General features: G+C 73.4%; 25 protein-coding genes. 9 read left to right on the top strand and 16 right to left on the bottom strand.

The window, feature by feature from the left end:
• Positions 1 to 2,091, top strand: coding sequence for a SpoIIE family protein phosphatase (locus tag AC0666_RS23850; RefSeq protein ID WP_468964554.1), 2,091 nt, complete (start codon positions 1 to 3; stop codon positions 2,089 to 2,091).
• Between the two features lie 19 nt (positions 2,092 to 2,110).
• On the opposite strand, the gene AC0666_RS23845 is transcribed toward AC0666_RS23850, so the two are convergent.
• The 4 genes from AC0666_RS23845 to AC0666_RS23830 form a co-directional block, all read right to left on the bottom strand.
• Positions 2,111 to 2,911, bottom strand: a complete 801-nt coding sequence (locus tag AC0666_RS23845) for a DUF4328 domain-containing protein (protein WP_478708260.1) — start codon at positions 2,909 to 2,911, stop codon at positions 2,111 to 2,113.
• A gap of 106 nt (positions 2,912 to 3,017) precedes the next feature.
• Positions 3,018 to 5,006 (bottom strand): ABC transporter permease, encoded by a 1,989-nt coding sequence (locus tag AC0666_RS23840; RefSeq protein ID WP_468964557.1) that lies wholly within the window; start codon positions 5,004 to 5,006, stop codon positions 3,018 to 3,020.
• Between the two features lie 98 nt (positions 5,007 to 5,104).
• Complete coding sequence (gene modA, locus AC0666_RS23835) at positions 5,105 to 5,914, bottom strand: molybdate ABC transporter substrate-binding protein (protein WP_468964559.1); 810 nt, start codon at positions 5,912 to 5,914, stop codon at positions 5,105 to 5,107.
• A gap of 116 nt (positions 5,915 to 6,030) precedes the next feature.
• Positions 6,031 to 6,423 carry a TOBE domain-containing protein gene (locus AC0666_RS23830; RefSeq protein WP_468964560.1) on the bottom strand — a complete coding sequence of 131 codons (393 nt, stop codon included), beginning with the start codon at positions 6,421 to 6,423 and terminating at the stop codon, positions 6,031 to 6,033.
• Positions 6,424 to 6,558: 135 nt separating this feature from the next.
• On the opposite strand from AC0666_RS23830, the gene AC0666_RS23825 reads away from it, so the two are divergent.
• A complete protein-coding gene (locus AC0666_RS23825) occupies positions 6,559 to 6,939 on the top strand; it encodes an RNA-binding S4 domain-containing protein (RefSeq protein ID WP_468579759.1) in 381 nt (126 codons plus the stop codon).
• A 35-nt stretch (positions 6,940 to 6,974) separates the two neighbouring features.
• On the opposite strand, the gene AC0666_RS23820 is transcribed toward AC0666_RS23825, so the two are convergent.
• From AC0666_RS23820 to AC0666_RS23795, 6 genes are all read right to left on the bottom strand, one after another.
• Entirely contained in the window at positions 6,975 to 7,379 is a 405-nt protein-coding gene (locus tag AC0666_RS23820; protein ID WP_468579761.1) for a PTS-dependent dihydroxyacetone kinase phosphotransferase subunit DhaM, read from the bottom strand.
• Positions 7,376 to 7,972: a dihydroxyacetone kinase subunit DhaL gene (gene dhaL / locus AC0666_RS23815; RefSeq protein ID WP_468964565.1), complete on the bottom strand. Its 597-nt coding sequence runs from the start codon at positions 7,970 to 7,972 to the stop codon at positions 7,376 to 7,378. The genes AC0666_RS23820 and dhaL overlap by 4 nt, the downstream gene beginning before the upstream one ends.
• Positions 7,973 to 8,048: 76 nt before the next feature.
• The gene (dhaK, locus tag AC0666_RS23810) at positions 8,049 to 9,053 is read right to left on the bottom strand and encodes a dihydroxyacetone kinase subunit DhaK (RefSeq protein WP_468579763.1); all 1,005 of its coding nucleotides are present in this window, start codon (positions 9,051 to 9,053) and stop codon (positions 8,049 to 8,051) included.
• Positions 9,054 to 9,570: 517 nt separating this feature from the next.
• Positions 9,571 to 9,888 carry a hypothetical protein gene (locus AC0666_RS23805; RefSeq protein WP_468964567.1) on the bottom strand — a complete coding sequence of 106 codons (318 nt, stop codon included), beginning with the start codon at positions 9,886 to 9,888 and terminating at the stop codon, positions 9,571 to 9,573.
• A 280-nt stretch (positions 9,889 to 10,168) separates the two neighbouring features.
• The gene (locus tag AC0666_RS23800; protein ID WP_468579765.1) at positions 10,169 to 10,336 is read right to left on the bottom strand and encodes a hypothetical protein; all 168 of its coding nucleotides are present in this window, start codon (positions 10,334 to 10,336) and stop codon (positions 10,169 to 10,171) included.
• Between the two features lie 26 nt (positions 10,337 to 10,362).
• Complete coding sequence (locus tag AC0666_RS23795; RefSeq protein WP_478708259.1) at positions 10,363 to 10,719, bottom strand: PRC-barrel domain-containing protein; 357 nt, start codon at positions 10,717 to 10,719, stop codon at positions 10,363 to 10,365.
• A 166-nt stretch (positions 10,720 to 10,885) separates the two neighbouring features.
• Between AC0666_RS23795 and AC0666_RS23790 the strand changes: the two genes are divergently transcribed.
• Entirely contained in the window at positions 10,886 to 11,521 is a 636-nt protein-coding gene (locus AC0666_RS23790) for an alpha-ketoglutarate-dependent dioxygenase AlkB (RefSeq protein WP_478708258.1), read from the top strand.
• An 18-nt stretch (positions 11,522 to 11,539) separates the two neighbouring features.
• Here the strand turns inward: AC0666_RS23790 and AC0666_RS23785 are convergent, their stop codons facing one another.
• From AC0666_RS23785 to AC0666_RS23775, 3 genes are all read right to left on the bottom strand, one after another.
• The gene (locus AC0666_RS23785; RefSeq protein WP_478708257.1) at positions 11,540 to 12,007 is read right to left on the bottom strand and encodes a GNAT family N-acetyltransferase; all 468 of its coding nucleotides are present in this window, start codon (positions 12,005 to 12,007) and stop codon (positions 11,540 to 11,542) included.
• A 194-nt stretch (positions 12,008 to 12,201) separates the two neighbouring features.
• Positions 12,202 to 12,501, bottom strand: coding sequence for a YkvA family protein (locus AC0666_RS23780; RefSeq protein WP_468964574.1), 300 nt, complete (start codon positions 12,499 to 12,501; stop codon positions 12,202 to 12,204).
• Between the two features lie 27 nt (positions 12,502 to 12,528).
• Entirely contained in the window at positions 12,529 to 12,993 is a 465-nt protein-coding gene (locus AC0666_RS23775) for a MarR family winged helix-turn-helix transcriptional regulator (protein WP_468964576.1), read from the bottom strand.
• Positions 12,994 to 13,131: 138 nt separating this feature from the next.
• Between AC0666_RS23775 and AC0666_RS23770 the strand changes: the two genes are divergently transcribed.
• Positions 13,132 to 13,686: a DoxX family protein gene (locus AC0666_RS23770; protein WP_468964577.1), complete on the top strand. Its 555-nt coding sequence runs from the start codon at positions 13,132 to 13,134 to the stop codon at positions 13,684 to 13,686.
• A gap of 59 nt (positions 13,687 to 13,745) precedes the next feature.
• A complete protein-coding gene (locus tag AC0666_RS23765; protein ID WP_478708256.1) occupies positions 13,746 to 15,584 on the top strand; it encodes a glycoside hydrolase family 15 protein in 1,839 nt (612 codons plus the stop codon).
• A 66-nt stretch (positions 15,585 to 15,650) separates the two neighbouring features.
• Here the strand turns inward: AC0666_RS23765 and AC0666_RS23760 are convergent, their stop codons facing one another.
• Positions 15,651 to 17,060: an APC family permease gene (locus AC0666_RS23760; protein ID WP_468964580.1), complete on the bottom strand. Its 1,410-nt coding sequence runs from the start codon at positions 17,058 to 17,060 to the stop codon at positions 15,651 to 15,653.
• Positions 17,061 to 17,339: 279 nt separating this feature from the next.
• The gene (locus AC0666_RS23755; RefSeq protein ID WP_478708255.1) at positions 17,340 to 19,679 is read right to left on the bottom strand and encodes a SpoIIE family protein phosphatase; all 2,340 of its coding nucleotides are present in this window, start codon (positions 19,677 to 19,679) and stop codon (positions 17,340 to 17,342) included.
• Between the two features lie 194 nt (positions 19,680 to 19,873).
• Here AC0666_RS23755 and AC0666_RS23750 point away from each other — a divergent pair, with 194 nt between their 5' ends.
• Complete coding sequence (locus AC0666_RS23750) at positions 19,874 to 20,617, top strand: class I SAM-dependent methyltransferase (protein ID WP_468964584.1); 744 nt, start codon at positions 19,874 to 19,876, stop codon at positions 20,615 to 20,617.
• 36 nt (positions 20,618 to 20,653) lie between these two features.
• Here the strand turns inward: AC0666_RS23750 and AC0666_RS23745 are convergent, their stop codons facing one another.
• A complete protein-coding gene (locus AC0666_RS23745) occupies positions 20,654 to 21,568 on the bottom strand; it encodes an alpha/beta hydrolase fold domain-containing protein (RefSeq protein WP_468579779.1) in 915 nt (304 codons plus the stop codon).
• Positions 21,569 to 21,772: 204 nt separating this feature from the next.
• Between AC0666_RS23745 and tdh the strand changes: the two genes are divergently transcribed.
• The 3 genes from tdh (at position 21,773) to AC0666_RS23730 (ending at position 25,080) form a co-directional block, all read left to right on the top strand.
• Positions 21,773 to 22,801 (top strand): L-threonine 3-dehydrogenase, encoded by a 1,029-nt coding sequence (gene tdh, locus AC0666_RS23740; protein WP_468964587.1) that lies wholly within the window; start codon positions 21,773 to 21,775, stop codon positions 22,799 to 22,801.
• Positions 22,802 to 22,944: 143 nt separating this feature from the next.
• On the top strand, positions 22,945 to 24,153 hold the full coding sequence (locus AC0666_RS23735; RefSeq protein ID WP_361713162.1) for a glycine C-acetyltransferase: 1,209 nt from the start codon (positions 22,945 to 22,947) through the stop codon (positions 24,151 to 24,153).
• Positions 24,154 to 24,165: 12 nt separating this feature from the next.
• A complete protein-coding gene (locus tag AC0666_RS23730) occupies positions 24,166 to 25,080 on the top strand; it encodes a LysR family transcriptional regulator (protein ID WP_468964589.1) in 915 nt (304 codons plus the stop codon).
• The last annotated feature ends 334 nt before the right edge of the window (positions 25,081 to 25,414 follow it).

Here is a 25,414-nt window from a genome sequence, read left to right as displayed (position 1 = left end):
ATGGCCGAACGGGGAGTGAGCCCAGAGGTCCAGTGGCCCGCGCGGCCCGACACGAGCCTCGCGCTCAACCGCATGGGCACCTTCGACTGGGACCTTGAGGGCGGCCAGATGCATCTGGACCCCACCGCCCTTGAGGTCTTCGACCTGCTGCCGGAGGAGTTCAGCGGCACCCCGGAAGGGCTGCGCGACCGCGTCCCGCCTGCCGAGGAGGCCCGGCTCGACACCCGCGTCGCCCAGGCCCTCAAGGACGGCCGCAGCCACTACGGGGCGTACTTCCGGCGCCGGCGCCGGGACGGCACCCCGGCCTGGACCCACATCCAGGGCCACATCCTCCGGGATGCGGACGGGCGCCCGCACCGGATCATCGGGATCGTCCGCGACGCCGCCCACGACCCGGACGAGCCCGGGGCCGCCGGGGAGCAGAGCGAGGGCCGCCGCAGGATGACCGGCGTCGTCGAGCGGACCACCGCCATCCTCGCCCATGCCCGCACCGTCAACGACGTCACCGACGTCCTCAAGGACCCCGAGGCCCTCGGCCACCTCGGCGCGGTCAGCGTGATGCTCGGCGTCGTCGACGGCGGCCGGATCCACCTCGTCGCCGAGGGGCAGCTGGGCTCGTACGTCCCGGAGATCGAGTACACCCGCATCGACGCCCGGCTGCCGATGAGCGAGGCCGTACGCACCCTCCAGCCGGTCTTCATCGCCTCGCGCGAGGAGTTCGAGCAGGGATACCCGGAGCTGTGGCCGTACATCGAACCGCTCTCCGTGCACAGCGGGGTCTACCTTCCGCTGATCGCCCAGGGCCGGGCCATCGGCGCGCTCGGACTGCTCTACCGGCGGGACGGCGACTTCACGGCCGAGGAGCGCAACCTGCTGATGGCCCTCGGCAGCGGCATCGCCCAGAGCCTCCAGCGCGCGATCCTCTTCGAGCAGGAGCACGACCTCGCCGAGGGACTCCAGCGGGCCATGCTGCCGCGCCGGATCCCGGAGATCCCGGGCGCGCGGATCGCCGTACGCTACCGGGCCGCACGCATGGGCCGGGACATCGGAGGCGACTGGTACGACGTCGTCCCGCTCGGCGAGGGCCGGGTCGGGGTGATGATCGGTGATGTCGAGGGGCACGACACGGACGCCGCCGCCGTCATGGGCCAACTGCGGATCGTCCTGCGCGCCTACGTCACCGAAGGGCACACCCCCGGCACCGCCATGGCGCGGGCCTGCGACTTCCTGCGCGACCTGCAGACGGACCGCTTCGCCACCTGCACCTACGCGGAGCTCGACCTGAACACCGGCGCGGTCCAGATGGTCCGGGCCGGCCACCTCGACCCGGTGGTCCGCCGCGGCGACGGCAGCTGTCACCGCCTCCAGGTCGCCGGCGGGCTGCCCCTCGGGCTGCCCCAGCGCGAACACCCGGGCGCCGGCTACCCCGTCACCAGCATCGAACTGCATCCCGGCGACACCCTGCTGCTCTGCACGGACGGGCTGATCGAGCGGCCCCGGGGCGACTCCGAGACCGGCATGCGGGAGCTGATGGAAGCCGTCTGCGGCGGGCCGGTCGACGTCGAGGAACTCGCCGACGTCCTGTGCGACCTGATCGGGGACGTGGGCGGGGGCGACGACATGGCCCTGCTCCTGCTCCGCCGCCGCGGCACCCCCGCCCCGCGCGGCGGCGGCCCGCTGCGCCTGCGGCTCGCTCCTGGCGACCCGCACGGCCCCACGACGGCCCGCCACTTGATCCGGGCGGCGGTGGCCGCCTGGGGCGCGCGGGAACAGGCCGACGAGATCGAACTGGCGGCGGACGAGCTGATGACCAACGCCCTCGTGCACACCGAGGGCGGTGGCCACGTCAGCATGCGGATGACCGCGGAGGGCCGGCTCCGCATCGAGGTGGAGGATTCCAGCAGTGCCCTGCCGCACCGTCGCGAGGCGGACGACTGGTCGCTCTCGGGGCGGGGCCTGCTGCTGGTGGAGCAGCTGGCGGAGGAGTGGGGCGTGGAGCCCCGCGGCGGCGGGAAGTGCGTGTGGTGCGAGTTCGCCGTCCCCGGCCCGGCGGCCCGGGAGGCGGCCGCGCCGGCCCGGGCCGCCCGGTGAAGGGGCTCAGGGGAGGGGCTCAGGCCTGTGCGTACGGGCCCTGCACCGCCTTGGTGTGCTGCAGCGACGTCAGCTTGCGGACGAAGAGGGCGGCGAGGACGGCCGCAGCGACCGTGAGCAGGTCGCAGACGAGGCCCACGGCCCAGGCGTCGCGCAGCGATGCGGCGGTCTCGGCCCGTTTGAACATCTGGTCGAACACGCGGTCGGCGAACAGCGAGGCCACCCACGCCGTCCACCAGGCGGTGACGGGCGCGGTGGAGACGTGGCGGTAGGAGCCGTCCGGTCCGAGCTGGGTGCTGGCCGCCCAGATCTCCTTCGCGATCCGGAACGGGATGAACAGGTTGCCGACGGGGATGAACCAGCCGCCGATGGCCCAGCCCCGGGTCCTGGTGAACGCATCGGGGCGCAGGATCTCGCCGTTCACGCGCACCCGGTGGAACCAGACGAGGAAGACGACCATGGTGGCGAGCAGGCTCAGCGTCTGGAGGACGCCTGCGACGGAGGCCAGGACGTCCGAGAGGTCCAAGGTGCTGTCGGCCACGGCGGCGGGGCGCGCGGCCTTGTCCCCCATGAGGGAGACGAGATGGGCGCTGACGCCGGCGGAGAACAGGTTGACGAGCGCCGCCAGGGCGAGCAGCAGGATCAGCGCGAGGGCCAGTGCCTGCGGCGGCCGCAGCACGTCTGCGGTGGGGCGCAGTTCGTGGGACGACCAGCCGGGGTACGCCGTCTGCTGAGTCTGCGGCTGAGCCTGCCCCGGCTGCGGCTGCGGCTGCGGCTGCGGTACGGGTGCGGGCTGGTTCGGTGGTGCGGCGAAGGCCATGTGGACTACCCCCCGGGAACGGCTGACACGGATCTGCGGCCCGCTGACCTGCGGCGGGCCTGGTCGAACCATGTCAGCCCGCCGCCAAGTGGCCAAATGGGAATCGCTACAGCCGTACGAGCGTGACCTCGGTGGCCTTCACGCTGGTCCACACCTTCGCGCCGTCGGCCAGGCCCAGCTCGGCGGCGGCCTCCGGGGTGATCTCCGCGACGAGGTCGGGCGCCTGGGGAGAGCCCACCAGTACCCGCAGCCTGCTGCCGACCGCGGTTATCTCCCGTACCGCACCCGGCCAGACGTTGCGGGGACTGCCCGCCGGGCGGTCGCGGTGCAGGGACACCGCCTCGGGAGCGATGATCGCGAGCGCCTCGGTCCCTTCGGGGAGCGCCTCGGCCACCACGAGCCTCCCCCCGGAGGCCAGCACCAGCCCGCCTTCCGAAGCGGTACCGGGCCAGGCGTTGCGGCCCAGCATCCGGGCCACCCACGGGGAGCGCGGATGGCGGCTGACCTCCGCGGGCGGGGCGTCCTGCAAGGCCCGCCCGTCGGAGAGCACGAGCACCCGGTCGGCCAGGGACACGGCCTCGACCGGATCGTGCGTGACGACGAGGCAGACCCCGCCGAAGCCCGCCAGGTGGGTGCGCAGGGTGTGCCGTACGCGGGCCCGGGTGGTCTGGTCGAGGGCGGCGAGCGGCTCGTCGAGCAGCAGCAGCCGCGGCCGGGCGGCGAGCGCCCGGGCGAGCGCCACCCGCTGGGCCTGCCCGCCGGACAGCTGGGCGGGCTTGCGTGCGGCGAGGTGGCCGACCCCGAGCCGGTCCAGCCACAGCTGCGCCTCGCGGCGGGCCTCGGCGCGCGGCACCCGGCGGGCCCGCAGCCCGTACGCGGTGTTGGCCAGGGCGGTCAGGTGCGGGAACAGCGCCCCGTCCTGTGGGACCCAGGCGACGTGGCGCCGGTGCGGGGGCAGCTCGGTGACGTCGGTGTCGCCGAGGCGGAGCACGGCGTGGGCGCGGGGGGTCAGGCCGAGCAGGGCGCGCAGCAGGGTGGTCTTGCCCGCGCCGTTCTCGCCGACGACCGCGATGGTGGTGCCCGGCGCCGCGGCCAGGCTGAGCTGGTTGAAACCGGTGACCTCGGCGTTCAGGGGCCATCGGCCGCCGTCGTGCCGGGCGGGGGGCGGGCCCGCGGCGGCCACGGCCTGCGCCGCCGCGGGAAAGCGGGCGTCCGCGGGGGACTCCGGGTGTTCGGGGGACGCGGCGGGCGCCCCGCCGGGGCCGCGGCGCGTCTCGGCGGCCGTGCGGGTGGCGGGGGCGCCGGTCGCGGTCCAGCGCCCGCGCAGCGCGATGAGTACGCCCATGGCGATCGCGAGCAGCAGCAGCGACACGGAGGTGGCGGCCTCCGGTTCGTCCTGGAGCAGCAGGTACACCTGGAGCGGCAGGGTCTGGGTGGTGCCGGGCAGGTTGCCGGCGAACGTGATGGTCGCGCCGAACTCCCCGAGCGCGCGGGCCCAGGTGAGCGCGGCCCCGGCGACCAGGCCGGGCGCCACCATGGGCAGTGTCACGGTGAAGAACACCCGTACCGGTGGGGCGCCGAGGGAGGCGGCGGTCTCCTCGTAGCTCTGCCTGAGCCCGCCGAGCGCGCCCTCCAGGCTGATGACGAGGAAGGGCATGGCGACGAACGTGGCCGCGACGACGGCACCGGAGGTGTGGAAGGGCAGGGTGATGCCGAAGGAGTCCTCCAGCCAGGGCCCGAGCAGCCCGCGCCGGCCGAAACCGAGCAGGAGCGCCACGCCCCCCACGGTCGGCGGCAGCACCATCGGCAGCAGCACCAGCGAGCGGACGAACGCCTTGCCCTTGAACTCGACGCGGGCCAGCAGCCAGGCGAGCGGCACACCGAGCAGCAGCGACAGCCCGAGGGCCCAGAAGGACACCAGCAGCGACAGCCGCAGGGCCTCCACCACGCCGGGCCTGGTCAGGTGCGCGCCGAGCTCACCCCAAGTGGTGCGGGTGAGGATGCCGATCAGGGGAAGCAGCAGGAACGCGACGGCGAGCAGCGCGGGGAGCGCCAGCGCCACGGGCGTACGGGTGCGGGTACGGAGTCTGCTCATCGGGGTTCCTGGCTGAAGCGTACGAGGAGGAAGCCGACAGGGGCCGCCCGTCCCCCAGCGGACCGGGCAGCCCCTCTCGTTCCATGGACCGGCGCCGGTTACGGCTTCTGGAAGCCCGCGTCCTGGAGGATCTTCTGGGCCTCCGGGGCGCTCAGCCAGGCCACGAACGCGGCCGCGGCCTCGGCGTTCTTGGACTGCTTGAGCGTGGCCGCCGGGTAGGAGGCCACCGCGTTCTGGTCGTCCGGGATCTCCACGGTCGCGACCTTGTGCGCGGCCTTGGCGGAGTCGGTCTTGTAGACGAGGCCCGCGTCGGCCTCGCCGAGCTCGACCTTGCTCAGCACGGCGCGCACGTTCGGCTCCTGGGAGACCGGCTCCACCTCGATCTTCTGGGCGTCGAGGATCTGCTTGCCGTAGCGGCCGACGGGGACCTCCGGCGCTGCGAGGACCACCTTGAGCTTGGTGTCGGCGAGGTCCTTGAGGCCGGCGACCTTGAAGGGGTTGCCCTTGGCCGTGGCGATGACCAGGCGGTTCTTGGCGACGATGGAGGAGCCGTTGGTCTCGGCCCCGAGGCCGTCCATCGTCTTGGTGTCGGCGGTGACCAGCGCGTCGGCCGGGGCGCCCTGCTTGACCTGGGCGGCGAGCTCCTGCGAACCGGCGAAGGAGAACGTGATCTTCGTGCCGGGGTGCGCCTTCTCGTACGCGGTGCCCGCGGTCTTGAAGACGTCGGTGAGGGAGGAGGCGGCGAGGACGGTGAGGTTCGCGGCCTTGGTCCCGGCGGAGGCGGAATCCGAGGGTGCGGCGGCGTCCGCCTTCGTGTCGTCGCTGCCGCAGGCGGCCAGGGCCGGTACGAGCAGGGCGGCGGTCAGCGTGGCGGCCGCGGCACGGCGGCGGCTCTGGAGCGGGGACATGAGCGCAAGCTCCTCGGTTCGGGTCGGCGGCCGGCCTCTCGGGCCGGATCCGCGCGACGGTGACCCGCGCCGGTGACGGGCCGAGCGGGTGGGGACGCGTGGTGGGTGCGGGACGGTCAGGTGCGGTCGATGTGCACGCTGGTCGACTTCACGCGGGCGGTGGCCTGCATGCCGACTTCCAGTCCCAGTTCCTCGACGGCCTCACGGGTGAGCAGGGAGACCAGCCGGTGCGGACCCGCCTGGATCTCGACCTGGGCCGCCACGTCGCCGAGCTCGACGGCGGTGACGATGCCGGGGAAGGCGTTGCGCGCCGAGGTGTACGGCTCCTCGTCGTCGTAGGCGCCCTGGCCCACCTCCACGGAGAAGGCGGCCAGGTCCCGGCCGTCGATCAGGCGTCGCCCGGCATCGTCGCGGTGGGTCGCGACCCGCCCGGCGTCGGCCCAGCGGCGGGCGGTGTCGGGGCTGACGCCCAGCAGGCGCGCCGCCTGTCCGATGGTGTAGGACTGCATGTGCGACAAGGTAGGGGCAGGTGTCGCGCATTTGCAATTCTTTTGGGATGAGATACATGGCAGATGCCAAAGGCCTTGGCGGTTCTGCCGAAAGTCGTTCGGTCGACTGGGGACCGGATCGCTAGAGTCGGGGCCATGGCTGAGGAAGTGGAATCCGGTACGGCGCGGGTGGACGCCTGGATCTGGTCGGTCCGCCTGACGAAGACCCGGTCGGTCGCGGCGACGGCCTGCCGGGCGGGACACGTGAAGGTCAACGGGGAGCGGGCCAAACCCGCGCAGCAGGTCCGGGCGGGCGACGAGGTACGGCTGTTCCACGCGGGGCGCGAGCGCATCGTGGTGGTCCGCAAGCCCGTGACGAAGCGGGTGGGTGCTCCGGTGGCGGTGGAGTGCTACGTGGACAACAGCCCGCCGCCGCCCACTCCGGTGGAGGCCGCGGTGGTCGGCATCCGCGACCGCGGTACGGGCCGCCCGACCAAGCGCGATCGCCGCGAAATCGAATCCCTGCGAGGCCGCTGACCCTCTCCGACCGCGCGGCCACGGCGGCCGCGCGATCAGAGCTTGCGGTAGGTGTAGGCCTCCTCGGCGGCCTCGGCCACGGCCGACAGCGGGGCTCCCGTGGAGGCCGTGACCGCTGCCGCCACGGCGCCCTCCACGAACGGCGCGTCCACCAGCCGGGCCCCCGGCGGGAGTTCGTCCTCCACCAGCAGCGCCTTCACGGTCAGCACCGCGCTCCCCAGGTCCGCCAGCAGCAGCACCCCCGCCCCCTGGTCCACCGCCCGCGCGGCCTCGGTGACCCGCTCCGCGCTCGTACCCAGCCTGCCCTCCGCGGTGCCGCCCGCCGGTGCGATCAACGCGACCGGGCCGCCCGCCGACAGGCCCCGCGCCAGCTCCGCCACCGACTGCGCGACGCCCGCGCTGTGCGACACCAGCACGATCCCGACCATCGGCTCGCTCATCCCGCCACCTCCGCGAGCGCGGCCAGCAGCAGCGCGGACGACGTGGCCCCCGGGTCCTGGTGCCCGATGCTCCGCTCCCCGAGGTAGCTGGCCCGCCCCTTGCGGGCGAGCATCGGAACCGTGGCCTGCGCGCCGTTGTCCGCCGCCTCCGCGGCAGCCCGGTACGAGGTGCCCAGCGCCGCCACCCCCGGCACCAGCGCGTCCAGCATCGTCTTGTCGCCCGGCGCCGCGCCGCCCAGCTGGGCCACCGCACCCACCCCCGCGTACAGGGCCTTGCGCACGTCGTCGTCGGAGACCTCGGCGGCATCGCCGAGCTCCTTGCCTGCCCGCCGCAGCAGCGTCCCGTACAGCGGGCCCGACGCCCCGCCGACCGTCGCGATCAGCGTCCGCCCCGCCAGCTGCAGCACCGCTCCCGGGCTCGCCGGAGGCTCCGCCTCCAGTGCCGCCCGTACGGCCGTGAAGCCGCGCATCAGGTTGCTCCCGTGGTCGGCGTCCCCGATGGGGGAGTCGAGCTCGGTCAGCCGGTCCGCCTCGCGCTCCACCACGGTTGCGGCGGCCGCCATCCAGCGCCGGAAGAAGTCTGTGTCCCGCACGTCGGTCTCCTCGCCTCACCGGCCGGGCCTCGGCAGCAGCCGGCCCCTACGCCGGCCACCTTACGGTCAGCGTGCCTCAGCGGCCCCAGCGCAGCGCGGCGGTCTGCACGGGCGCGTCCCACAGCCGCAGCAGTTCCTCGTCCGCGCGGCACAGGGTCACCGAGCAGCCGGCCATGTCGAGCGAGGTGACGTAGTTCCCGACGAGCGCACGCGCCACCGGCACCCCCCGCTGTTCCAGTACCCCGGCCACCTCCGCGTGGAAGCCGTACAGCTCCAGCAGCGGGGTCGCCCCCATGCCGTTGACCAGCGCGAGGACCGGGCCGTCGGTGGGGCCCACACCCGCCATGTCGTCCAGTACGGCGCCGACCGCGAACTCCGCGATCTCCCGCGCCGTCATCATCGGCCGCCGCTCGCGGCCCGGCTCGCCGTGGATGCCGATGCCCAACTCCAGTTCCCCTTCGGGGAGGTTGAAGGTGGGGCTGCCCTTCGCGGGCGTCGTGCACGCGCTCAGCGCCACACCGAAGCTGCGCGAGGACTCGTTCACCTTCCGGGCGAGCGCCGCGACCTCCTCCAACGGCGCACCCGCCTCGGCGGCCGCCCCGGCGATCTTCTCGACGAAGAGGGTGGCACCCGTGCCGCGCCGCCCCGCCGTGTAGAGGCTGTCGGTGACGGCCACGTCGTCGTTGACCAGGACGCTCTCGATCCGTACGCCGTCCTCCTGGGCGAGCTCGGCGGCCATCTCGAAGTTCAGCACGTCGCCGGTGTAGTTCTTGACGACGAACAGCACGCCCGCGCCCCCGTCCACGGCCTTCGCGGCCCGCAGCATCTGGTCGGGCACGGGGGAGGTGAACACCTCGCCGGGGCACGCCGCCGAGAGCATCCCCGGTCCCACGAACCCGGCGTGCAGCGGCTCGTGCCCCGAGCCGCCGCCGGACACCAGCCCGACGCGTCCGCCGGCCCGCGCGTCCCTGCGTACGACGGTGCGCTGCACGACGTCGACCTCCAGCTCCGGATGCGCGGCGGCCAGCCCGCGCAGCGCGTCGGCGACGACGGTCTCGGCACTGTTGATCAGCATCCGCATCTGCATCTCCGATGGTCACAACTGGTCAGCGAACGTAACCGAGCGTACAGGAAGGTGTCCGTGTCGACCCGACACCGACGGGCCTGGCCGTCAGCGCTCCGTCAGGACTCGGTGATCGCCGTCAAGGCCGCGTCAGGGACCCACCGGGGGAGCGCGGCCCGCGCCTGGTGCTGTGGCCGGGAAGGTTTGCCGGGTCGCGTTGTCCGATGCGGTGCATCGCAAGGCGGAGGCCCGCGGCTCGTACTGGACGTACTTGCGCGGTCCGACAACGCAGCGAGGTGCCGTGCCGGGCGGCGAGACCCGGTGGACCTTTCCGGTCACAGCACTAGGAGCGGTCACCTGACGGCGACGGCCGGCCCGCACGGGCGGCAGCTGCCGCTGGTGTTCGGGCCGGCCGTTCGGCGCGGTGGTCTGCCGGTGCTTTGGGGAGCGCGGACCGTCGCGCTCGCCCGGGCGCGCCGCCACTGCTCCGTGCACTGCCGCTTGCCGGGGCCGGGCGGTACGTTGCCGCCCCGCCTCAGTGGGAGCCGTCGGTCATGATGGGGCCGGAGCCCTTGGGGATGTCGATCCGCTTGATGATCTTGAAGATGTTGCTGCTGGCGGGAGGCGTGGTGTCGCCGCCGGCGGCGGTGTTGTTCGGGTTGATCTTGCTGAGTGCCCCCGCCTTGACGAGGCCCGTAAGGATGTTGGTGGCGGGACGGGGCTTGTCCTCGGTGGTGACGCCGGTGGTGGTGGTCGGTGCGGCGTGGGCGGTGGTGGTGAGGGAGATCGCTCCTGCGGCGAGCAGGGGGGCGATCATGAGGGGGGCGAGGCGTCGGGTTCGAGTGCTGGCCATGGGGGAGAGGGTCCTAACGGGATTCGGGGGCGTGGTCCGGATCGGGCGTGCGGTTCGTCCGCGCTGCGTGCCGTTGTCCGTGACTCCATGGGGCCTCACGCGGAGGACCGCGGTCACGACCCGGAGATTCGGGACTTGACGGGCAGGGCGTCGCCGTTCAGAGGCCGCGCGCCCTGGTCGACCGACATGCCGAGGCCGTCGAGACCTCCCCCTGGGGCGTCGACGAGCGCGCACGCCAAGCCGCCGGACGGGGAAGCGCCCGGCGTGCGGTTGCCGGGAACTACCGGAGCCGGTGCCCGCGGCGACGGCGGAGCCGGTAGCCGACGATCACGAGGTCGGCGATCAAGACGACCGCGCCGATGATCAGCAGGTAGAACAGCCCCTCGGCGAGTGCCCCGATGAAACCGAGCACGACCGCCACGAGGAGCAGAAGCAGGAACAGCGCCATCTCGGCCTCCTGTGGGGTGCCGGTCCTCAGCGGCGGGCCAGGCGCCGCTCGCCGCCCGTTCCCGGCTGGTAGGGCAGTTCGTAGTGGGCGAAGAGCGCCGGCTCGTCCTCGGCCGCCAGAACATCGTCGGTGCCCATGGAGGGGGCGCCCTTGACCGCGTTCTTGGTGTAGGCCACCTTCACGTAGCCGGGCCCCACCGTTGCTCCGGCCAGGGGTACGAACGTCAGGCGCCGACGGGTCGGCAGGCCCACGGTGAGGGTGGCGAAGACCGCCTGGTCGGTGGCCGTGTCGACGTACACCGACTCCAAGGTGCCGATCTTGTGCCCGGCGGAGTCGACCACCTCGTGGCCGCGCCACTCCCGGATGTCACTCGCTTCGAACATCGTGTGCTCCGCTTCTTCCGCCCCCATCGTCCCGCCGCCTCACCGCATCGGCATCCGGCAAGGCCGTGCGGACCGGGGGGCCGTGCGAGATGAGGGGGTGGCGAGACGCGCTCATGTCTGCCAATCTAATCGATCGGATGTTCGATGCGCGCGGTACGCTGGAGTCATGCGCACGATCCCGGGCCTCCAGGGCTCCCTCTTCGACCAGGGCGACGAGACCGGGCTCGGCCCGCTCCGCGGCCTGCGGCGCGTGCAGCTCGGCGCCGGAGCGTGGGTCGACCACCTCCCGGGCTGGCTCTCCGGCTCCGACCTGCTCTTCGAGCGGCTGGCCGAGGACGTGCCGTGGCGTGCCGAGCGCCGCCAGATGTACGAGCGCGAGGTGGACGTGCCCCGGCTGCTCTGCTTCTACGCCGAGGGCGAGCCACTGCCGCATCCCGCACTCACCGAGGCGCGGGAGGTGCTGACGGCGCATTACGCCCCCGAGCTCGGGGAACCCTTCGTGACGGCCGGGCTCTGCCTCTACCGCGACGGCCGCGACAGCGTCGCCTGGCACGGCGACCGCATCGGCCGGTCCGCCACCGAGGACACCATGGTCGCGATCGTCTCGGTCGGAGACCCCCGCGACCTCGCCTTCCGGCCCCGCGACGGCGGCCCCACGCTGCTCCGGCTTCCCCTGGGGCACGGTGACCTCGTGGTGATGGGCGGCTCCTGCCAGCGGACGATGGAGCATGCGGTCCCCAAGTCCACGCGCGCCGTGGGCCCCCGCATCAGCATCCAGTTCCGCCCCCGGGGCGTCCGCTGACATCAAGGGCGGCCGGTCTCAGGGCCCGTTGCCCCCGTCGACCGCGTTGACCCCGTGGGCCGCCTCCGCGGTGTCCAGGAAGATCCAGTTGTCCTCGGGCAGCGCCGCCGACGCGGGCCCCGGGACCGGACGCTTCTCCTCGCGCCAGGCGTCGGCGCCCACCGCCTCCGTGGCGATACCGCGCCAGAAGCGGGCCGCGCCCCGGTTGGGCTCCTGGAAGGCGATGGCCCAGGGCCCCGGCCGGGAGCGCAGCAGCTCCAGCGCCGCCCACCGGCCCACGCCCCGCCGGCGCAGGGCCCGTACGACGAAGAACGCCGAGATCGAGGTCGCGCCCTCGTCCGTCGGCCGGGTCAGGACGAACCCGGCCGGAGTGTCCCCGTACCGGATGAGCAGGACCTCACGCCCCGGTTCGGAGAAGAACAGCGGCAGGAGGTCGAAGGCGAACGTGCCGTCCTCCCCGGGCAGATGGCCCAGGAACTCCGACATGTCGTGGCGGTATAGCTGCGCCAGCCGCTCCACGACCGGCCGGCTTCCGGCGGTGGCGGGGCACAGGGTGGGGGAAGGTGTTGGTTCCGCGGGGGGCGTCGCATCCATTCGGGCGATTCTCGCAGCCGCGGCCTGCGTTCGGGCCGCGTGCCCCGGGGTCGCACCCGGCGTTCGGGCCGCGTCCGCGTCGGCACTCAGGCGGTGCCGGCCTCCTTGGCCCCTCCGGGCCGAACGGCCGCCGCCGCCGCGTGCAGCGACCGCAGGGCCAGCAGCAGGACGCCGATGTCGTCCAGGTACACCGGGTCCGGGATCAGGTCCACCGGCGAGACGGTGTAGACCACGGCCACCCAGAACAGCGCCTTGTCGCGCAGCGGGATCCCCGCGTCGAGCAGCAGCCGCCGCGTCCTGACGACCCGTACGAGCAGTACGGCCGCGGCGACCGCGAGCCCGAGGGCCGCGACCACGGCGACGGCGAGCCAGACCTGTGCGTCCATGGCTCCCGTATACCCCGCCGGCCTGGGTTACGCGCCCTGCTCGCGCAGACGGCGGCTGACCTCGCCCAGCCCCTCCGCCAGTGCATCGAGCTGCCCGGGCGTGAGCACGTCGATCAGGGCCTCGCGGACGGTGGCCACATGGCCGGGCGCAGCCGCCTCCAGCCGGGCGCGGCCCGCGTCGGTGAGGACGGCGAAGACCCCGCGTACGTCCGAGGGGCAGCTGCGGCGGCGGACCAGCCCGGCCTTCTCCAGCTGGGTGACCTGGTAGGTCAGCCCGCTCTTGGAGTTGATCAGACCGTTGGCCAGTTCCGTCATCCGCAGCTCGTGGTCCGGGGCGGCCGAGAGCCGCACGAGGATCTCGTACTGCGGGTGCGAGAGCCCGGAATCGTCCTTCAGCTGCTGGTCCAGTCGCCGGTTCACCAGGGCGGAGGCCGCCAGGAAACCGCTCCAGGCGCGCATCTCGCGGTCGTCCAGCCATCTCGTCTCCGCCATGCCCCCACCCTACACAGGTTGTTCCAATTTGAATCAGTGGCTATGGTCGGAAGCCGGGAGTTCGAATTTGAACTATCCGAAGACCGGACCACCCGACGACTGTGCACCACCGGACGACCCGACCGGGAAGGATCCCCCATGACCAGCCCCTCCGTCACCACGACGAAGCCGCAGGCCGCCGCACCGGCCGTACCGCTCGCCCTCTCCACCCCCGCCCACGACGTCGGCCTCCTCCTGCTGCGTCTCGTCCTCGGCCTCACCATGGCCGCCCACGGCAGCCAGAAGCTCTTCGGCTGGTTCGGCGGCGGCGGCATCGACGGCACCGGCCAGTTCTTCACCGCCAGCGGCTACCCGGCCGGAGACGCCATGGCCGTCCTCGCCGGACTGACCGAGACCCTGGGCGGCCTCGGACTCGCCGTCGGCCTGCTCACCCCGCTCGCCGGCGCCGCCGTCGTCGGCACCATGATCAACGCGATCGCCGTCCACGGAGCCGGCTCGTTCTTCGCCCCGCAGGGCATCGAGTACGAACTCCTCCTGACCGCCGGGGCCGCGGCCCTCGCCCTCACCGGCCCCGGCCGCTACGCCGCCGACCGCCTCCTGCCCGTCCTGCGCGCCCACCGCCTGGCCCACGGCGCCCTCGCCGTCACCCTCGGCGTCGTCATCGCGGGCGCGCTGCTCCTCGTGCGCAACTAGCGGCAGCCCGGCCCGGGGCGCGCTGATTGGCCCCGGGCGTTCGGGGGAAGATCGCACAAATGACACAACCCATCGAAGACTACGCACTGATCGGCGACCTCATGACGAGCGGGCTCGTCGGCCGCGACGGGTCCATCGACTGGCTGTGCCTGCCGCGCTTCGACTCGGCGGCCTGTTTCGCCGCGCTCCTCGGCGACGAGGAGAACGGCCACTGGCGCATCGCCCCCGCCGGGGCAGCCGAGGGCGAGCGGTGCACCCGCCGGGCCTACGTCGACGACTCGTTGGTCCTGGAGTCGTACTGGGAGACCCCGGACGGCGGCGCGTTCAAGGTCACCGACTTCATGCCGCAACGCGACGCCGCCCCCGACGTGATGCGGATCGTCGAAGGAATCTCCGGCGAGGTAACCGTGCGCAGCACCCTGCGCCTGCGCTTCGACTACGGGAACGTCGTCCCCTGGGTCCGCCGCCGCGACGGCGAGCGGGTCGCGATCGCCGGACCCGACTCCGTCTGGTTCCGCAGCGAGCCGCACGTACACACCTGGGGCGAAGACAACAGCACCCGCTCCGAGTTCACCGTCACCCCCGGGCAGCGCGTCGCCTTCGTCCTCACCTGGCACCCCTCCCACGAACCGCGCCCCGAGCCCGTCGAACCGTACGAGGCCCTGGAACACTGCCTCGCCGACTGGCACGACTGGGCCGCCCAGTGCACCTACGAAGGTCCCTACCGCGAGGCCGTCACCCGCTCCCTGATCACCCTCAAGGCCCTCACCTACGCACCCACCGGCGGGATCGCCGCCGCGTCCACCACCTCCCTCCCCGAGGAGATCGGCGGCGTCCGCAACTGGGACTACCGCTACTGCTGGCTGCGCGACTCCACCCTCACCCTCGCCTCCCTCCTCGCGACCGGCTTCCTGGAGGAGGCCCGCGCCTGGCGCGAATGGCTGCTCCGTGCCATCGCCGGCGACCCCGCCGACCTGCAGATCATGTACGGCATCGCCGGCGAGCGGCGCATCCCCGAGTTCGAGGTGCCGTGGCTGCGCGGCTATGCCGGGTCCGCGCCCGTGCGCATCGGCAACGCCGCCGTCAACCAGCTCCAGCTCGACGTGTACGGGGAGGTCCTCGACGCACTGCACCTCGCCCGGTCCTCCGGGCTGCCCGCGGAAAAGCACTCCTGGCGGATCCAGCTTGCGCTCCTCGACTTCCTTGAGCGCAACTGGCAGCGGCCCGACGAGGGCCTGTGGGAAGTACGCGGTCCACGCCGCCACTTCGTCCACTCCAAGGTCATGGCCTGGGTCGCCGCCGACCGGGCCGTACGCACCCTGGAGAGGGACCCCTCGCTGGAGGGCGACGTGGAGCGGTGGCGGACCATGCGCAAGGAGGTGCACCGCGACGTCTGCGAGAACGGCTACGACCCCCGGCGCAACACCTTCACCCAGTACTACGGCTCCGAGGAGCTGGACGCGGCCACCCTGCTGATCCCCAGGGTCGGCTTCCTGCCGCCCGACGACCCCCGCGTCCTCGGCACCGTCGACGCGGTCCGCGCCGAACTGGGCAGCAGCGGCCTGGTCCGCCGCTACAGCACCGAGGGGCCGCCGGTCGACGGCCTGCCCGGCGGCGAAGGCGCCTTCCTGGCCTGCTCCTTCTGGCTCGCCGACGCCCTCGTCCTGACCGGCAGGCCCGAGGAGGCCCGGGCCCTGTTCGAGCGCCTGCTGGCCGTACGCAACGACGTGGGACTGCTCGCGGAGGAATACGACCCCGTATCGGGCCGGCAACTCGGCAACTTCCCGCAGGCGTTCAGCCACATCGGCCTGGTGAACACGGCCCTCACCCTCGGGCTGTGCGAGCGGATCCAGGCCGAGGCCGAGGCCGAGGCCGAGGCCGGGGCCCGGACGGACTGACGGCGGACACACGGGCGGGGCCGGCGCAGGTGTCACCCGCGCCGGCCCCGGTCCCGCACCCGCCCGTCAGGCAGCGGCGTGCTCGCCGTCCTCTTCCGGAATGCTCACCAGCCAGCGGCTGTCCTGCCGCGGCCGCAGGTACAGCGCCCAGTACAGCGTGGCCACGGCGGTGATCCCGCCCGTCCACAGCAGGTACTGGGTCTCCTGCTGGGTCAGGATGTACGCGAGTACGGCGATCAGCCCCACCGGCACCGCCGGCCACAGCGGCATCCGCCAGGCCGCCACCTCGCGGTGCGTCCCGCGCCGGCTGAACAGCGCGGCCACCGCCACCAGCAGGTACATGCCGGTCACCGAGACACCGGTGACCCCGTAGAGGGTGTCGAGGTTGACGAAGCACAGCGCCGCACCCGGGACGCCGACGAGCAGGGTCGCCACCCACGGGGAGCCGAAGCGGCCGAGCTTCGAGAGCGCGTTGTTGACCGGCTCGGGCCAGGCCTTGTCACGGGCGGAGGCGAACAGCACGCGGGAGTTCTGGATCACCATGACGATGCCGGCGTTGATGATCGCGAGAGCGACGCAGAGGCTGACGAAGGTGCCGACCGCCGAGTTCGACCAGGCGGTGACCATGCCGCCGAGGTCGCCGTCGGCCAGCGCCTGGAGGTCCGGGGCGCCCATGGTGATCGCGATGACCGGGATCAGGATGACGGCGGTGGAGATGGCCAGCGTGGCCAGGACCGTGCGGGCGACGTTGCGCCGCGGGTTCTCCAGCTCCTCCGACAGGTAGACGGCGGTGGAGAAGCCCTGGGTGATGAAGAGGGCGATGGCGAGCCCGGACACCACCATCATCGCGGTCACGGTGGAGGAGGTACCGCCCTCGCCGGCGACCACGCCGTGCACCAGGGCACCGGTGCCCCGCTCACCGTGGGCGAAGCCGAGCACCGCGACCAGCGCCGCGGCGACGACTTCCAGCACCAGGAAGATGCCCGTGATCCAGGCGTTCGCCCGCAGGTCCAGGAGACCGGCGAGGGTGGCCAGCAGCATCACGGCGCCGCCCGCGACCGGGGCGGGTATCTGCACGATCGGCGCGAGGTAGTCGGCCGTTCCCATGGCGATCACGGGCGGCACGATCATCACGACGAGCAGGGAGAGCACGAAGACCAGCCAGCCGGCCAGCCGGCCCGACAGGGTGGAGACCATGGCGTACTCGCCGCCGGCGCTGGGGATCAGGGTGCCCAGCTCCGAATAGCAGAACGCCACGCCGATACAGAGCAGCGAGCCGATGGCGATCGTCAGGGCGGTCCACGTGCCCAGGCTGGCGAACAGGTCGGGTACGACGACGAAGAGTGTCGAGGCGGGCGTCACGCACGAGAGGGTGAGCAGCGTGCCGCCGACGACGCCGATGGAACGCTTGAGCTTCTGGGGGACGGGCCCGGTGGCGGGCGCGAGAGCCTGGGGGGCGCTGATCGTTTCAGACATCGGTGCAGGGTTCCGATCGGCAGATGCGGTGAACTGAGGGCGGGAGCGGTATCGCCTCCGAGGCGGTGGTGTGCAAGGTGTTTCGGTAGCTCCCGGGCCGACATGGAATCCCTGCGAGATCCGCAGGTCAAGAGTTATTTACCTGCGGATTCCGTCGCTGCGGGCGCCTCCGCGTACCGGCGGTAGCGTCAAGACCGCGTAAATGCTGCACCGGGAGGTGGTGCGGGAACCGCAGCTGATCGTCGGCAAATTTTCCTCCGCTTTGCCGACATGTGCTCGTCATGACACCGGCGCGACACCTGAGCCGCCGGCCACGCGGTCCGGTGGCTCCGCGGTCCCCGCCCGCGAGGCCAGCAGCAGGGCCACGTCGTCCGGCCGGGCCGCGCCGCTGCCCGCACCGCCGATCAACCGGTCGGCGGTCTCCGCCAGCGGCGACGGCCGGGCCGCGGCGAGCGCCGCCCGCAACCGCTCCACACCGAGGTCGATGTCCGCACCCGGCGTCTCCACCAGCCCGTCCGTGTAGAGGGCGAGCACCGCCCCCGGCTCCAGGCGCAGCTCCGTCACCGGGTACACCGCGTCCGCGGCGATCCCGAGGACCACCCCGCCCGGCAGGTCCAGCACCTCCGTCCGCCCGTCGGGGTGGCGCAGCAGCGGCTGCGGATGCCCGGCCCGTACGGCCCGCGCCCGGCCCGACTCCGGGTCGAGCTCCACGTAGCAGCAACTGGCGAACTGCCCGGGATCCAGGTCGATCAGCAGCCGGTTGGTGCCGCCGACCACCTGCTCCGGCGGCTCCCCGCTGAGCGCGAAGGCCCGCACCGCACTGCGCAGCTGGCCCATCGTGGCCGCGGCCGCCACCCCGTGCCCCTGCACGTCCCCGATCACCAGCGCCAACAGGCCCGAACCCGTGTCGATGACGTCGTACCAGTCGCCGCCCACATCCATGCCCACGGCTCCGGGCAGGTACCGGCCGACCGTCGCCACGTTCTCGTACTCCGGCAGCCGGTGCGGCAGCAGCGCCGACTGCAGCCCGCGCGCCAGCGCCGCCTCGCTGTCGTAGCGCTGCGCCCGCTCCAGGGCCTGCGCGATCAGCCCGGCCAGCGCCGTCAGCACCGTCCGCTCCTCCGGACTGAAGCCGCGCGGGGTGTCGAAGCCCAGGATGCATGAGCCCACCGGCCGGCCCGAGGCGATCAGCGGAAGGAAGGCACGGGCCCCGACATGGGCGTCCAGCGGGATTCCCGGGTAGGCGGCGGCCAGATGCTGCATCGACTCGAAGAACAGGGGACGGCCCGTGGTCAGGGTCTCCACGCCGGGCAGCCGGACATCCAGCCCCACGCCGTCGAAGCGGTCCAGGAAGCCCTGCGGGAAGCCGGTCTCCCACGCCAGGTGCAGATGCCTCTCACTGAGCAGGTAGATCGCCAACTGGCGTCCGCCGAAAGCCGGCAGCAGCTCGTCGGTGACCACCGCCGACACCTGGCGGGCCGTGACCGCCTCCGTCAGGGCGATGGCCAACGCCACCGGCCGGTAGAGCGAGGAGGTCTGCTCGGCGACCGACAGGGCCGGCCCTGCGCCGAGACCTGCGCCGGGTCCGGCAGCGGTCCCTGCGCCGGGTCCGGCCTCCGGTCCCGCAGCCGGCCCCGGGTCCGAACCGGCGCCCGCTCCCGCCTCCGCCCGCGCCGCCGGTGTCGGCGCGGAGCCCGCGGAGGAGTGGTGGCCGGCCCCGCCGATCACCACCGTCACCCCGCCGCGCCCCGGATACAGCCCCACCGACAGCCACTCCCCGCCCGGCGGCGTCCCCCGCCGGGCCGCGAAGTGCACCGGCTCGCCCGCCAGCAGCACGGCCCGGAAGTGATCCTCGTACGCGGGATGTCCCAGCCACGGCAGCGCCTCCCACAGGATCCGCCCGCACAACTGCGGCCGGCCGGGCCCGAGCAGGGCCTTCGCGGCGGTGTTGGCGAAGCCGACCCGGCCCTCGCGGTCCACCGACAGCACTGCCTGCACCATCCGGTCGACGGCGGCCCCCGCGCTCCCGGCGTCGCTCGGGTCCGGGGCCCCCACCGCGGGCACGACCACCGGATCGCCCTCCCACACCACCGGCTCCCCGGCCGCAGCGAGCGCCGCCAGCCGCTCCGCCAGCCGGGCCGCGGCCCCGCGCAGCTGCTTCCGGTCGGCCGCCCCGACGGGGACCCCGGGCGTCGCCGGACGCAGCACGAACAGCACGCCGAACCGCTCCGGCCCGGCGACCACCGGCTCGTACAGGGAGGCGAAGGGGAACGGCAGCCCCGCCATCAGTTGCGGGAAGCGCCGCATGGCCGTCTCCACGTCCGGCAGCAGCACCGACTGCCCCGTGCGGTACGCCTCGCCCGCCGGGTAGGGGCGGTTCACGTGCAGCCGCCACCACGGCCGGAACAGCGGCGCGGGAAGCCCGGCCAGCACCGCGATCAGCAGCCGCCCCTCGCTGCGCGAACGCAGGTACACCCCGCCCGCGTACCCGCCGACAGCCTCCACGACCTCTGCCGTGGCACGCACGAGGATCTCGGCCGTGGCACCGGGGACAGGACCGCCGCTGTCCGGTCTCGCCGTCACACAGTCAGCATGCGCTCTCCGCGGCAGCCGCTGCATCCCGGAGCCGGACGGTCCGTCCCGCGCCCCGACGGGCAGCCCCGGCGGACCCCGTACGCCGTACGCGCTGACCCGAACGCCTCCCTCGTCCGGGGGACGCTCCGGCGCACCGCCTGCCCGCGCTCGCGCCCCGGGGCACCATACGCAGGCGTCCCCGTCCCGCAGGCGTCCCACCCCGCCCCGGAAGGCAGAGCATGCGCTTTCAGTACGACAGCATCGGCGAGCGCGTCATGGAGTCGAAGACCACCGCGGCCTTCTCGGCCGCCGACACCCACACCCTGCTCGGGGCGCTCGACGCGCTCGGCGGTGTGAAAGGACTCGACACCCTCGACCTGGGCTGCGGAGAGGGCCACCACACCCGGCTGCTGGCCCGGGGCGGAGCCCGCCGGGCCGTCGGTGTGGACAGCTCCCCGGAGATGATCCGCCTGGCCCGCGCCGAAACCCGGGCCGGGGACTGCGACACGGCCCCCATCGAGTACCTCGTCGCCGACGCCGCCGCACTTCCGCAGCTGGGCCCCTTCGACCTGGCCACCGCCGTCTACCTGTTCAACCACGCGCCCGACCGGACCGCACTGCACGCCATGTTCCGCCGCATCCGCGCCAACCTGCGCGACGGCGGCCGCCTGCTGGCCATCGTGCCCAACGCCGGAGCCTACCCGGGCGTGGACTGGTCGCCGTACGGGCTGCGCATCGTCGACCGGGTCCCGGACGGGGACGCACCGCTGCTCAAGGCACAGCTGCTGGCTGAGCCCTCCGTGGACTTCGAGTTCCGCGAATGGGCGCACGCCGACTTCGCCGAAGCCGCCGTGGAGGCCGGCTTCACCACCGTCGGCTGGCAGCCCAACCGCACCCCGCCGGCCGACGCGACGCGCGACGAGGCGTACTGGACCGCGTACCGCGCCTGGCCCGTCAGCTCCCTGATGACCTGCACCGCCTGATGACGTGCACCGCCGGACCCCTCGTGACGGCGGCCCTCACCGGTCGGCGGCGGTCCTGATCAGCTCGACGATCCGCTCCCGGGCCGCCCGCCCCTCCGGCACCGGCAGCAGCGGATACGCGTGCGGCAGCCCCGCCTCCTCGTGGAACTCCACCTCCACCCCGTCCGCGCGGGCCCGGCGCAGCAGCTCCCTGCTGTCCGTGGTCAGCACGTCCCGCGTACCGGTGAACACCGTCAGCGGCGCCAGCCCCGCGAACGAGCCGTGCAGGGGGCTGACCCGCGGATCGTCGGCGGCCAGCGTCCCCGCGTACAGCCGTCCCGCTTCCCGGAGCCCGGGCCGGGCCAGCACCGGGTCGGCCGCCTCGATGGCCGCCTGGTCCGGATGGCTCATGCTCACGTCCAGCCAAGGGGAGATCAGCACGATCCGGGACGGCTGCACCCCGCTGCGGTCGCGCAGCCGCTGCGCGGCGGCCAACGCCAGCCCGGCACCCGCGGAGTCCCCCACGAGCACCGTGCCGCCGTCCCCGTCGCGCCCGCTCTCTATCAGCCCGCTGAGCAGATCGGCCGCGACCGGGACCGTCCGGTCCGCCGTACCGCGCGGCGCCAGGACGTACGCCGGGACGACCACCCGGGCCTGCGCCTGCACGACCAGCATCCGGATCATGGACCAGTGCGGCCGGACCAGCTCGTTGATGTACCCGCCACCGTGTACGAACAGCACCTGGGCCGCCGGTTCGGCCCCGCGCGGCGAGGCGTCGTACACCGGCCAGGCCCCGACGAACGTCCGGGAGACCTCCGCCACCCGCCCCAGCGAGCGCGGCGGCAGATGGGACGCGGGCCGGCGAGCCGACGCCGCCACCCGGGAGCGCACCGCCTCCGCACTCGCGAACCGTCTTCGCCGTCCCGCCGCGATCAGCGCGACCGACAGCGCCCTGCTGCGCAGACTCGGCACGCCCCCCACCTCCCCATTTCCCGCCCCGGCTGTTGAGCCGGGGCCCTCACGAGGAGGAGCATAGGCGTGAAGCTGGGCTGTCGACCCGCTTAAGAAATCCTCGATGGACTGATCACCAAGATGCTCGGCAGATTGGTGCCTGTCGTCACGCCGCACCAGCACCCACAGTCGCGGCGCCCCCCTGCACATGCCTGGAGCCACCCCATGAAGGCACTCGTCAAGCACAAAGCCGAACCCGGGCTGTGGCTCATGGACGTCCCGGAGCCCGCGTACGGCCCCGGCGACGTGCTCATCAAGGTGCTGCGCACCGGGATCTGCGGCACCGACCTGCACATCCGCTCCTGGGACGGCTGGGCGCAGGGCGCGGTCAAGACCCCGCTCGTGCTCGGCCACGAGTTCGTCGGCGAGGTCGCCGCGCTCGGCGCCGACGTCCGCGACATCGAGATCGGCGCGCTGGTCAGCGGCGAGGGCCACCTGGTGTGCGGCAAGTGCCGCAACTGCCTGGCAGGCCGCCGCCACCTGTGCCGCAGCACGGTCGGCCTCGGGGTCGGTCGCGACGGCGCGTTCGCCGAGTACGTCGTCCTGCCCGCGCAGAACGTCTGGGTGCACCGCACCGCCGTCGACCTCGACGTGGCCGCGATCTTCGACCCCTTCGGCAACGCGGTGCACACGGCGCTGTCGTTCCCGCTGGTCGGCGAGGACGTGCTGATCACCGGTGCCGGCCCGATCGGCATCATGGCGGCGGCCGTGGCCCGGCACGCCGGCGCCCGCAACATCGTCATCACCGACGTCAGCCCCGAGCGGCTGGAGATCGCCCGCAAGGCGGGCGCCACGCTCGCGGTCAACGTCGCCGAATCCTCCATCGCCGCCGCGCAGGCGCAGCTGGGCCTGCGCGAGGGCTTCGACATCGGCCTGGAGATGTCGGGCCGCGCCGAGGCCATGCGCGACATGATCGACAACATGACGCACGGCGGCCGGATCGCCATGCTGGGCCTGCCCTCGCAGGAGTTCCCGGTGGACTGGGCCAAGGTCGTCACCTCGATGATCACGATCAAGGGCATCTACGGCCGGGAGATGTTCGAGACCTGGTACGCGATGACGGTGCTGCTGGAGGGCGGACTCGACCTCAGCCCGGTCATCACCGGCCGCTACTCGCACCGCGACTTCGAAGCCGCCTTCGACGAGGCCGCGAAGGCCCGCAGCGGCAAGATCATCCTGGACTGGACGGCGTAGCCGCCCCCTCCCACCGCAAGACCACCTCCCTCCGGCCGGGCCCCGCCCACCCTCCCCCCTCCGCGGGGCCCGGCCCCCCTCCCTCCGCCGCACCGGCCGCACGGCCGCCCCCGGCCGCACCAGGAGAAAGCGAGCACCGCACCATGTTCGAGACCGTCCGCGAGGACCTCCGCGCCACCCTCGACGAGATCCGCGCCGCGGGCCTGCACAAGCCCGAACGCGTCATCGGCACCCCGCAGAGCGCGGCCGTCGCCGTGACCGCGGGCGGCGCCCCCGGAGAGGTCCTCAACTTCTGCGCCAACAACTACCTCGGACTGGCCGACCACCCCGAGGTCGTCGCGGCCGCCAAGGACGCCCTGGACCGCTGGGGCTACGGAATGGCCTCCGTCCGCTTCATCTGCGGCACGCAGGAGGTGCACAAGGAACTGGAAGCCCGGCTGTCCTCGTTCCTCGGCCAGGAGGACACGATCCTCTACTCCTCCTGCTTCGACGCCAACGGCGGCGTCTTCGAGACCCTCCTCGGAGCCGAGGACGCCGTCATCTCCGACGCCCTCAACCACGCCTCCATCATCGACGGCATCCGCCTGTCGAAGGCCCGCCGCTACCGCTACGCCAACCGCGACATGGCCGACCTGGAGCAGCAGCTCAAGGAGGCCACCGGAGCCGGCGCCCGCCGCAAGCTCATCGTCACCGACGGCGTCTTCTCCATGGACGGCTACATCGCCCCGCTGCCCGAGATCTGCGACCTGGCCGAGCGCTACGACGCCATGGTCATGGTCGACGACTCCCACGCCGTCGGCTTCGTCGGCCCCGGCGGCCGCGGCACCCCCGAACTGCACGGGGTCATGGACCGCATCGACATCATCACCGGCACCCTCGGCAAGGCCCTCGGCGGCGCCTCCGGCGGCTACGTCGCCGCGCGCACCGAAATCGTCGAGCTGCTGCGCCAGCGCTCGCGCCCGTACCTGTTCTCCAACTCCCTCGCCCCGGTCATCGCGGCCGCCTCGCTCAAGGTCCTCGACCTGCTGGAGTCGGCCGGCGACCTGCGCGAGCAGCTCGCCGCCAACACCTCGCTCTTCCGCACCAAGATGACCGAGGCGGGCTTCGAGATCCTGCCCGGCGACCACGCGATCGCCCCGGTGATGATCGGCGACGCCGCCGAGGCCGCCAGGATGGCGGAGCTGCTGCTGGAGCGCGGCGTGTACGTGATCGGCTTCTCGTACCCGGTGGTGCCCATGGGCGCCGCGCGCATCCGCGTCCAGCTCTCCGCCGCCCACTCCACGGCGGACGTCGAGCGCGCGGTGGCGGCCTTCATCGACGCCCGCGCGGCGCTCCGCTCCACCGCGGGCTGAGACAATGGCGGGGTGATCGACCCCCGCCGGCTGCGCATCCTGCGGGCCGTGGCGGACCACCGTACGGTGACCGCCGCGGCCGCAGCCCTGTACCTGACCCCCTCCGCCGTATCCCAGCAGCTCGCGGCGCTGGAACAGGAGACCGGGCACGCCCTGCTGACCCGCAGCGGCAGGGGCGTACGGCTCACCGCGGCCGGCGAGATCCTCCTCGGCCACGCGCACGAGGTCCTGGCCCAGCTGGAGCGCGCCGAGGCGGAACTCGCGGCGTACGCGGGAGGCTCGGCGGGCGAGGTAACGGTGGCCGCCTTCGCGACCGGCATCGCGGAGGTCCTGGCTCCCGCGATCGCCCGCCTCTCCCTGGAGCACCCGGGCATCCGGCTGCGGGTGCGGGACGCGGAGGGCGACCAGAGCCTGCCGCTGCTGCTCGACGGCGAAGCCGACCTCGCGCTGGCGGTGGAGTACCGCGGCGCCCCGGGCGCGGCCGACGGCCGCCTGTCGATCCTGCCGCTGTACGCGGAGCCCTTCGACGCGGTGCTGCCCTCGGGACACCCGCTCGCAGACCTCCCCGAGGTCGCGCTGGCGGACTTCTCCGACTCGGACTGGGTGGGGCAGTACCCCGGAAACCCGTGCCATGACGTGACGATGCTGGCCTGCGAGCTGGCCGGCTTCCAGCCCCGCCTCGTGCACTCGTCCGACGACTTCCGCGCGGTCACGGCACTGGTGGGCGCGGGGGCGGGGGTGGCCCTGGTGCCCCGCTCGGCCCTGCGGGGCATGGACCTCAAGGAGGTCCAGGTCCGCCCGGTCACGGGAGCGCCGGCAACCCGCCGCGTCTTCGCCGCAACCCGCCGCGGCGCGGAATCCCACCCCCTGATCGCCCCGGTCCTGAAGGCCCTGACCCAGGAGGCAGAGCGGCTACCGCCGCATTGAGGGGGCTGGGGTGGGGGCGGGATCTCCGCACCCGGGATCGGAAGGCGGGGCGGTGGCTCCGGGGGCGGGAGCCCGCGGGCGGGATCGAAAGGTGAGGCGGAGGCTTCGGGGGGCCGGGATCCCCGCACCCGGGATCGGAAGGCGGGGCGGTGGCTCCGGGGGCGGGAGCCCGCGGGCGGGATCGAAAGGTGAGGCGGTGGCTTCGGGGGTCGGGATGCCCGCACCCGGCATCAGGGGAGGTCCGGGGGCGTCCCGTCAGTCGACTGTCCTTCCGTGTCGGTCCGGGCCGTCAAGGGCGCTCCTTCGTCGCGTCGCTTCGCGATGGCCTTCGGCC

The organism is Streptomyces sp. NPDC043680 (assembly GCF_056436685.1).
The sequence above is the reverse complement of the archived record's forward strand: the minus strand, read 5'-3'. Positions and strand labels throughout refer to the sequence as shown.

Coding starts and splice junctions, on each gene's coding strand:
- AC0666_RS23850 (WP_468964554.1), top strand. CDS start 1: ATGGCCGAACGGGGAGTGAGCCCAGAGGTCCAGTGGCCCGCGCGGCCC.
- AC0666_RS23845 (WP_478708260.1), bottom strand. CDS start 2,911: ATGGCCTTCGCCGCACCACCGAACCAGCCCGCACCCGTACCGCAGCCG.
- AC0666_RS23840 (WP_468964557.1), bottom strand. CDS start 5,006: ATGAGCAGACTCCGTACCCGCACCCGTACGCCCGTGGCGCTGGCGCTC.
- modA (WP_468964559.1), bottom strand. CDS start 5,914: ATGTCCCCGCTCCAGAGCCGCCGCCGTGCCGCGGCCGCCACGCTGACC.
- AC0666_RS23830 (WP_468964560.1), bottom strand. CDS start 6,423: ATGCAGTCCTACACCATCGGACAGGCGGCGCGCCTGCTGGGCGTCAGC.
- AC0666_RS23825 (WP_468579759.1), top strand. CDS start 6,559: ATGGCTGAGGAAGTGGAATCCGGTACGGCGCGGGTGGACGCCTGGATC.
- AC0666_RS23820 (WP_468579761.1), bottom strand. CDS start 7,379: ATGAGCGAGCCGATGGTCGGGATCGTGCTGGTGTCGCACAGCGCGGGC.
- dhaK (WP_468579763.1), bottom strand. CDS start 9,053: ATGCGGATGCTGATCAACAGTGCCGAGACCGTCGTCGCCGACGCGCTG.
- AC0666_RS23805 (WP_468964567.1), bottom strand. CDS start 9,888: ATGGCCAGCACTCGAACCCGACGCCTCGCCCCCCTCATGATCGCCCCC.
- AC0666_RS23800 (WP_468579765.1), bottom strand. CDS start 10,336: ATGGCGCTGTTCCTGCTTCTGCTCCTCGTGGCGGTCGTGCTCGGTTTC.
- AC0666_RS23795 (WP_478708259.1), bottom strand. CDS start 10,719: ATGTTCGAAGCGAGTGACATCCGGGAGTGGCGCGGCCACGAGGTGGTC.
- AC0666_RS23790 (WP_478708258.1), top strand. CDS start 10,886: ATGCGCACGATCCCGGGCCTCCAGGGCTCCCTCTTCGACCAGGGCGAC.
- AC0666_RS23785 (WP_478708257.1), bottom strand. CDS start 12,007: ATGTCGGAGTTCCTGGGCCATCTGCCCGGGGAGGACGGCACGTTCGCC.
- AC0666_RS23780 (WP_468964574.1), bottom strand. CDS start 12,501: ATGGACGCACAGGTCTGGCTCGCCGTCGCCGTGGTCGCGGCCCTCGGG.
- AC0666_RS23775 (WP_468964576.1), bottom strand. CDS start 12,993: ATGGCGGAGACGAGATGGCTGGACGACCGCGAGATGCGCGCCTGGAGC.
- AC0666_RS23770 (WP_468964577.1), top strand. CDS start 13,132: ATGACCAGCCCCTCCGTCACCACGACGAAGCCGCAGGCCGCCGCACCG.
- AC0666_RS23765 (WP_478708256.1), top strand. CDS start 13,746: ATGACACAACCCATCGAAGACTACGCACTGATCGGCGACCTCATGACG.
- AC0666_RS23760 (WP_468964580.1), bottom strand. CDS start 17,060: ATGTCTGAAACGATCAGCGCCCCCCAGGCTCTCGCGCCCGCCACCGGG.
- AC0666_RS23755 (WP_478708255.1), bottom strand. CDS start 19,679: ATGCAGCGGCTGCCGCGGAGAGCGCATGCTGACTGTGTGACGGCGAGA.
- AC0666_RS23750 (WP_468964584.1), top strand. CDS start 19,874: ATGCGCTTTCAGTACGACAGCATCGGCGAGCGCGTCATGGAGTCGAAG.
- tdh (WP_468964587.1), top strand. CDS start 21,773: ATGAAGGCACTCGTCAAGCACAAAGCCGAACCCGGGCTGTGGCTCATG.
- AC0666_RS23735 (WP_361713162.1), top strand. CDS start 22,945: ATGTTCGAGACCGTCCGCGAGGACCTCCGCGCCACCCTCGACGAGATC.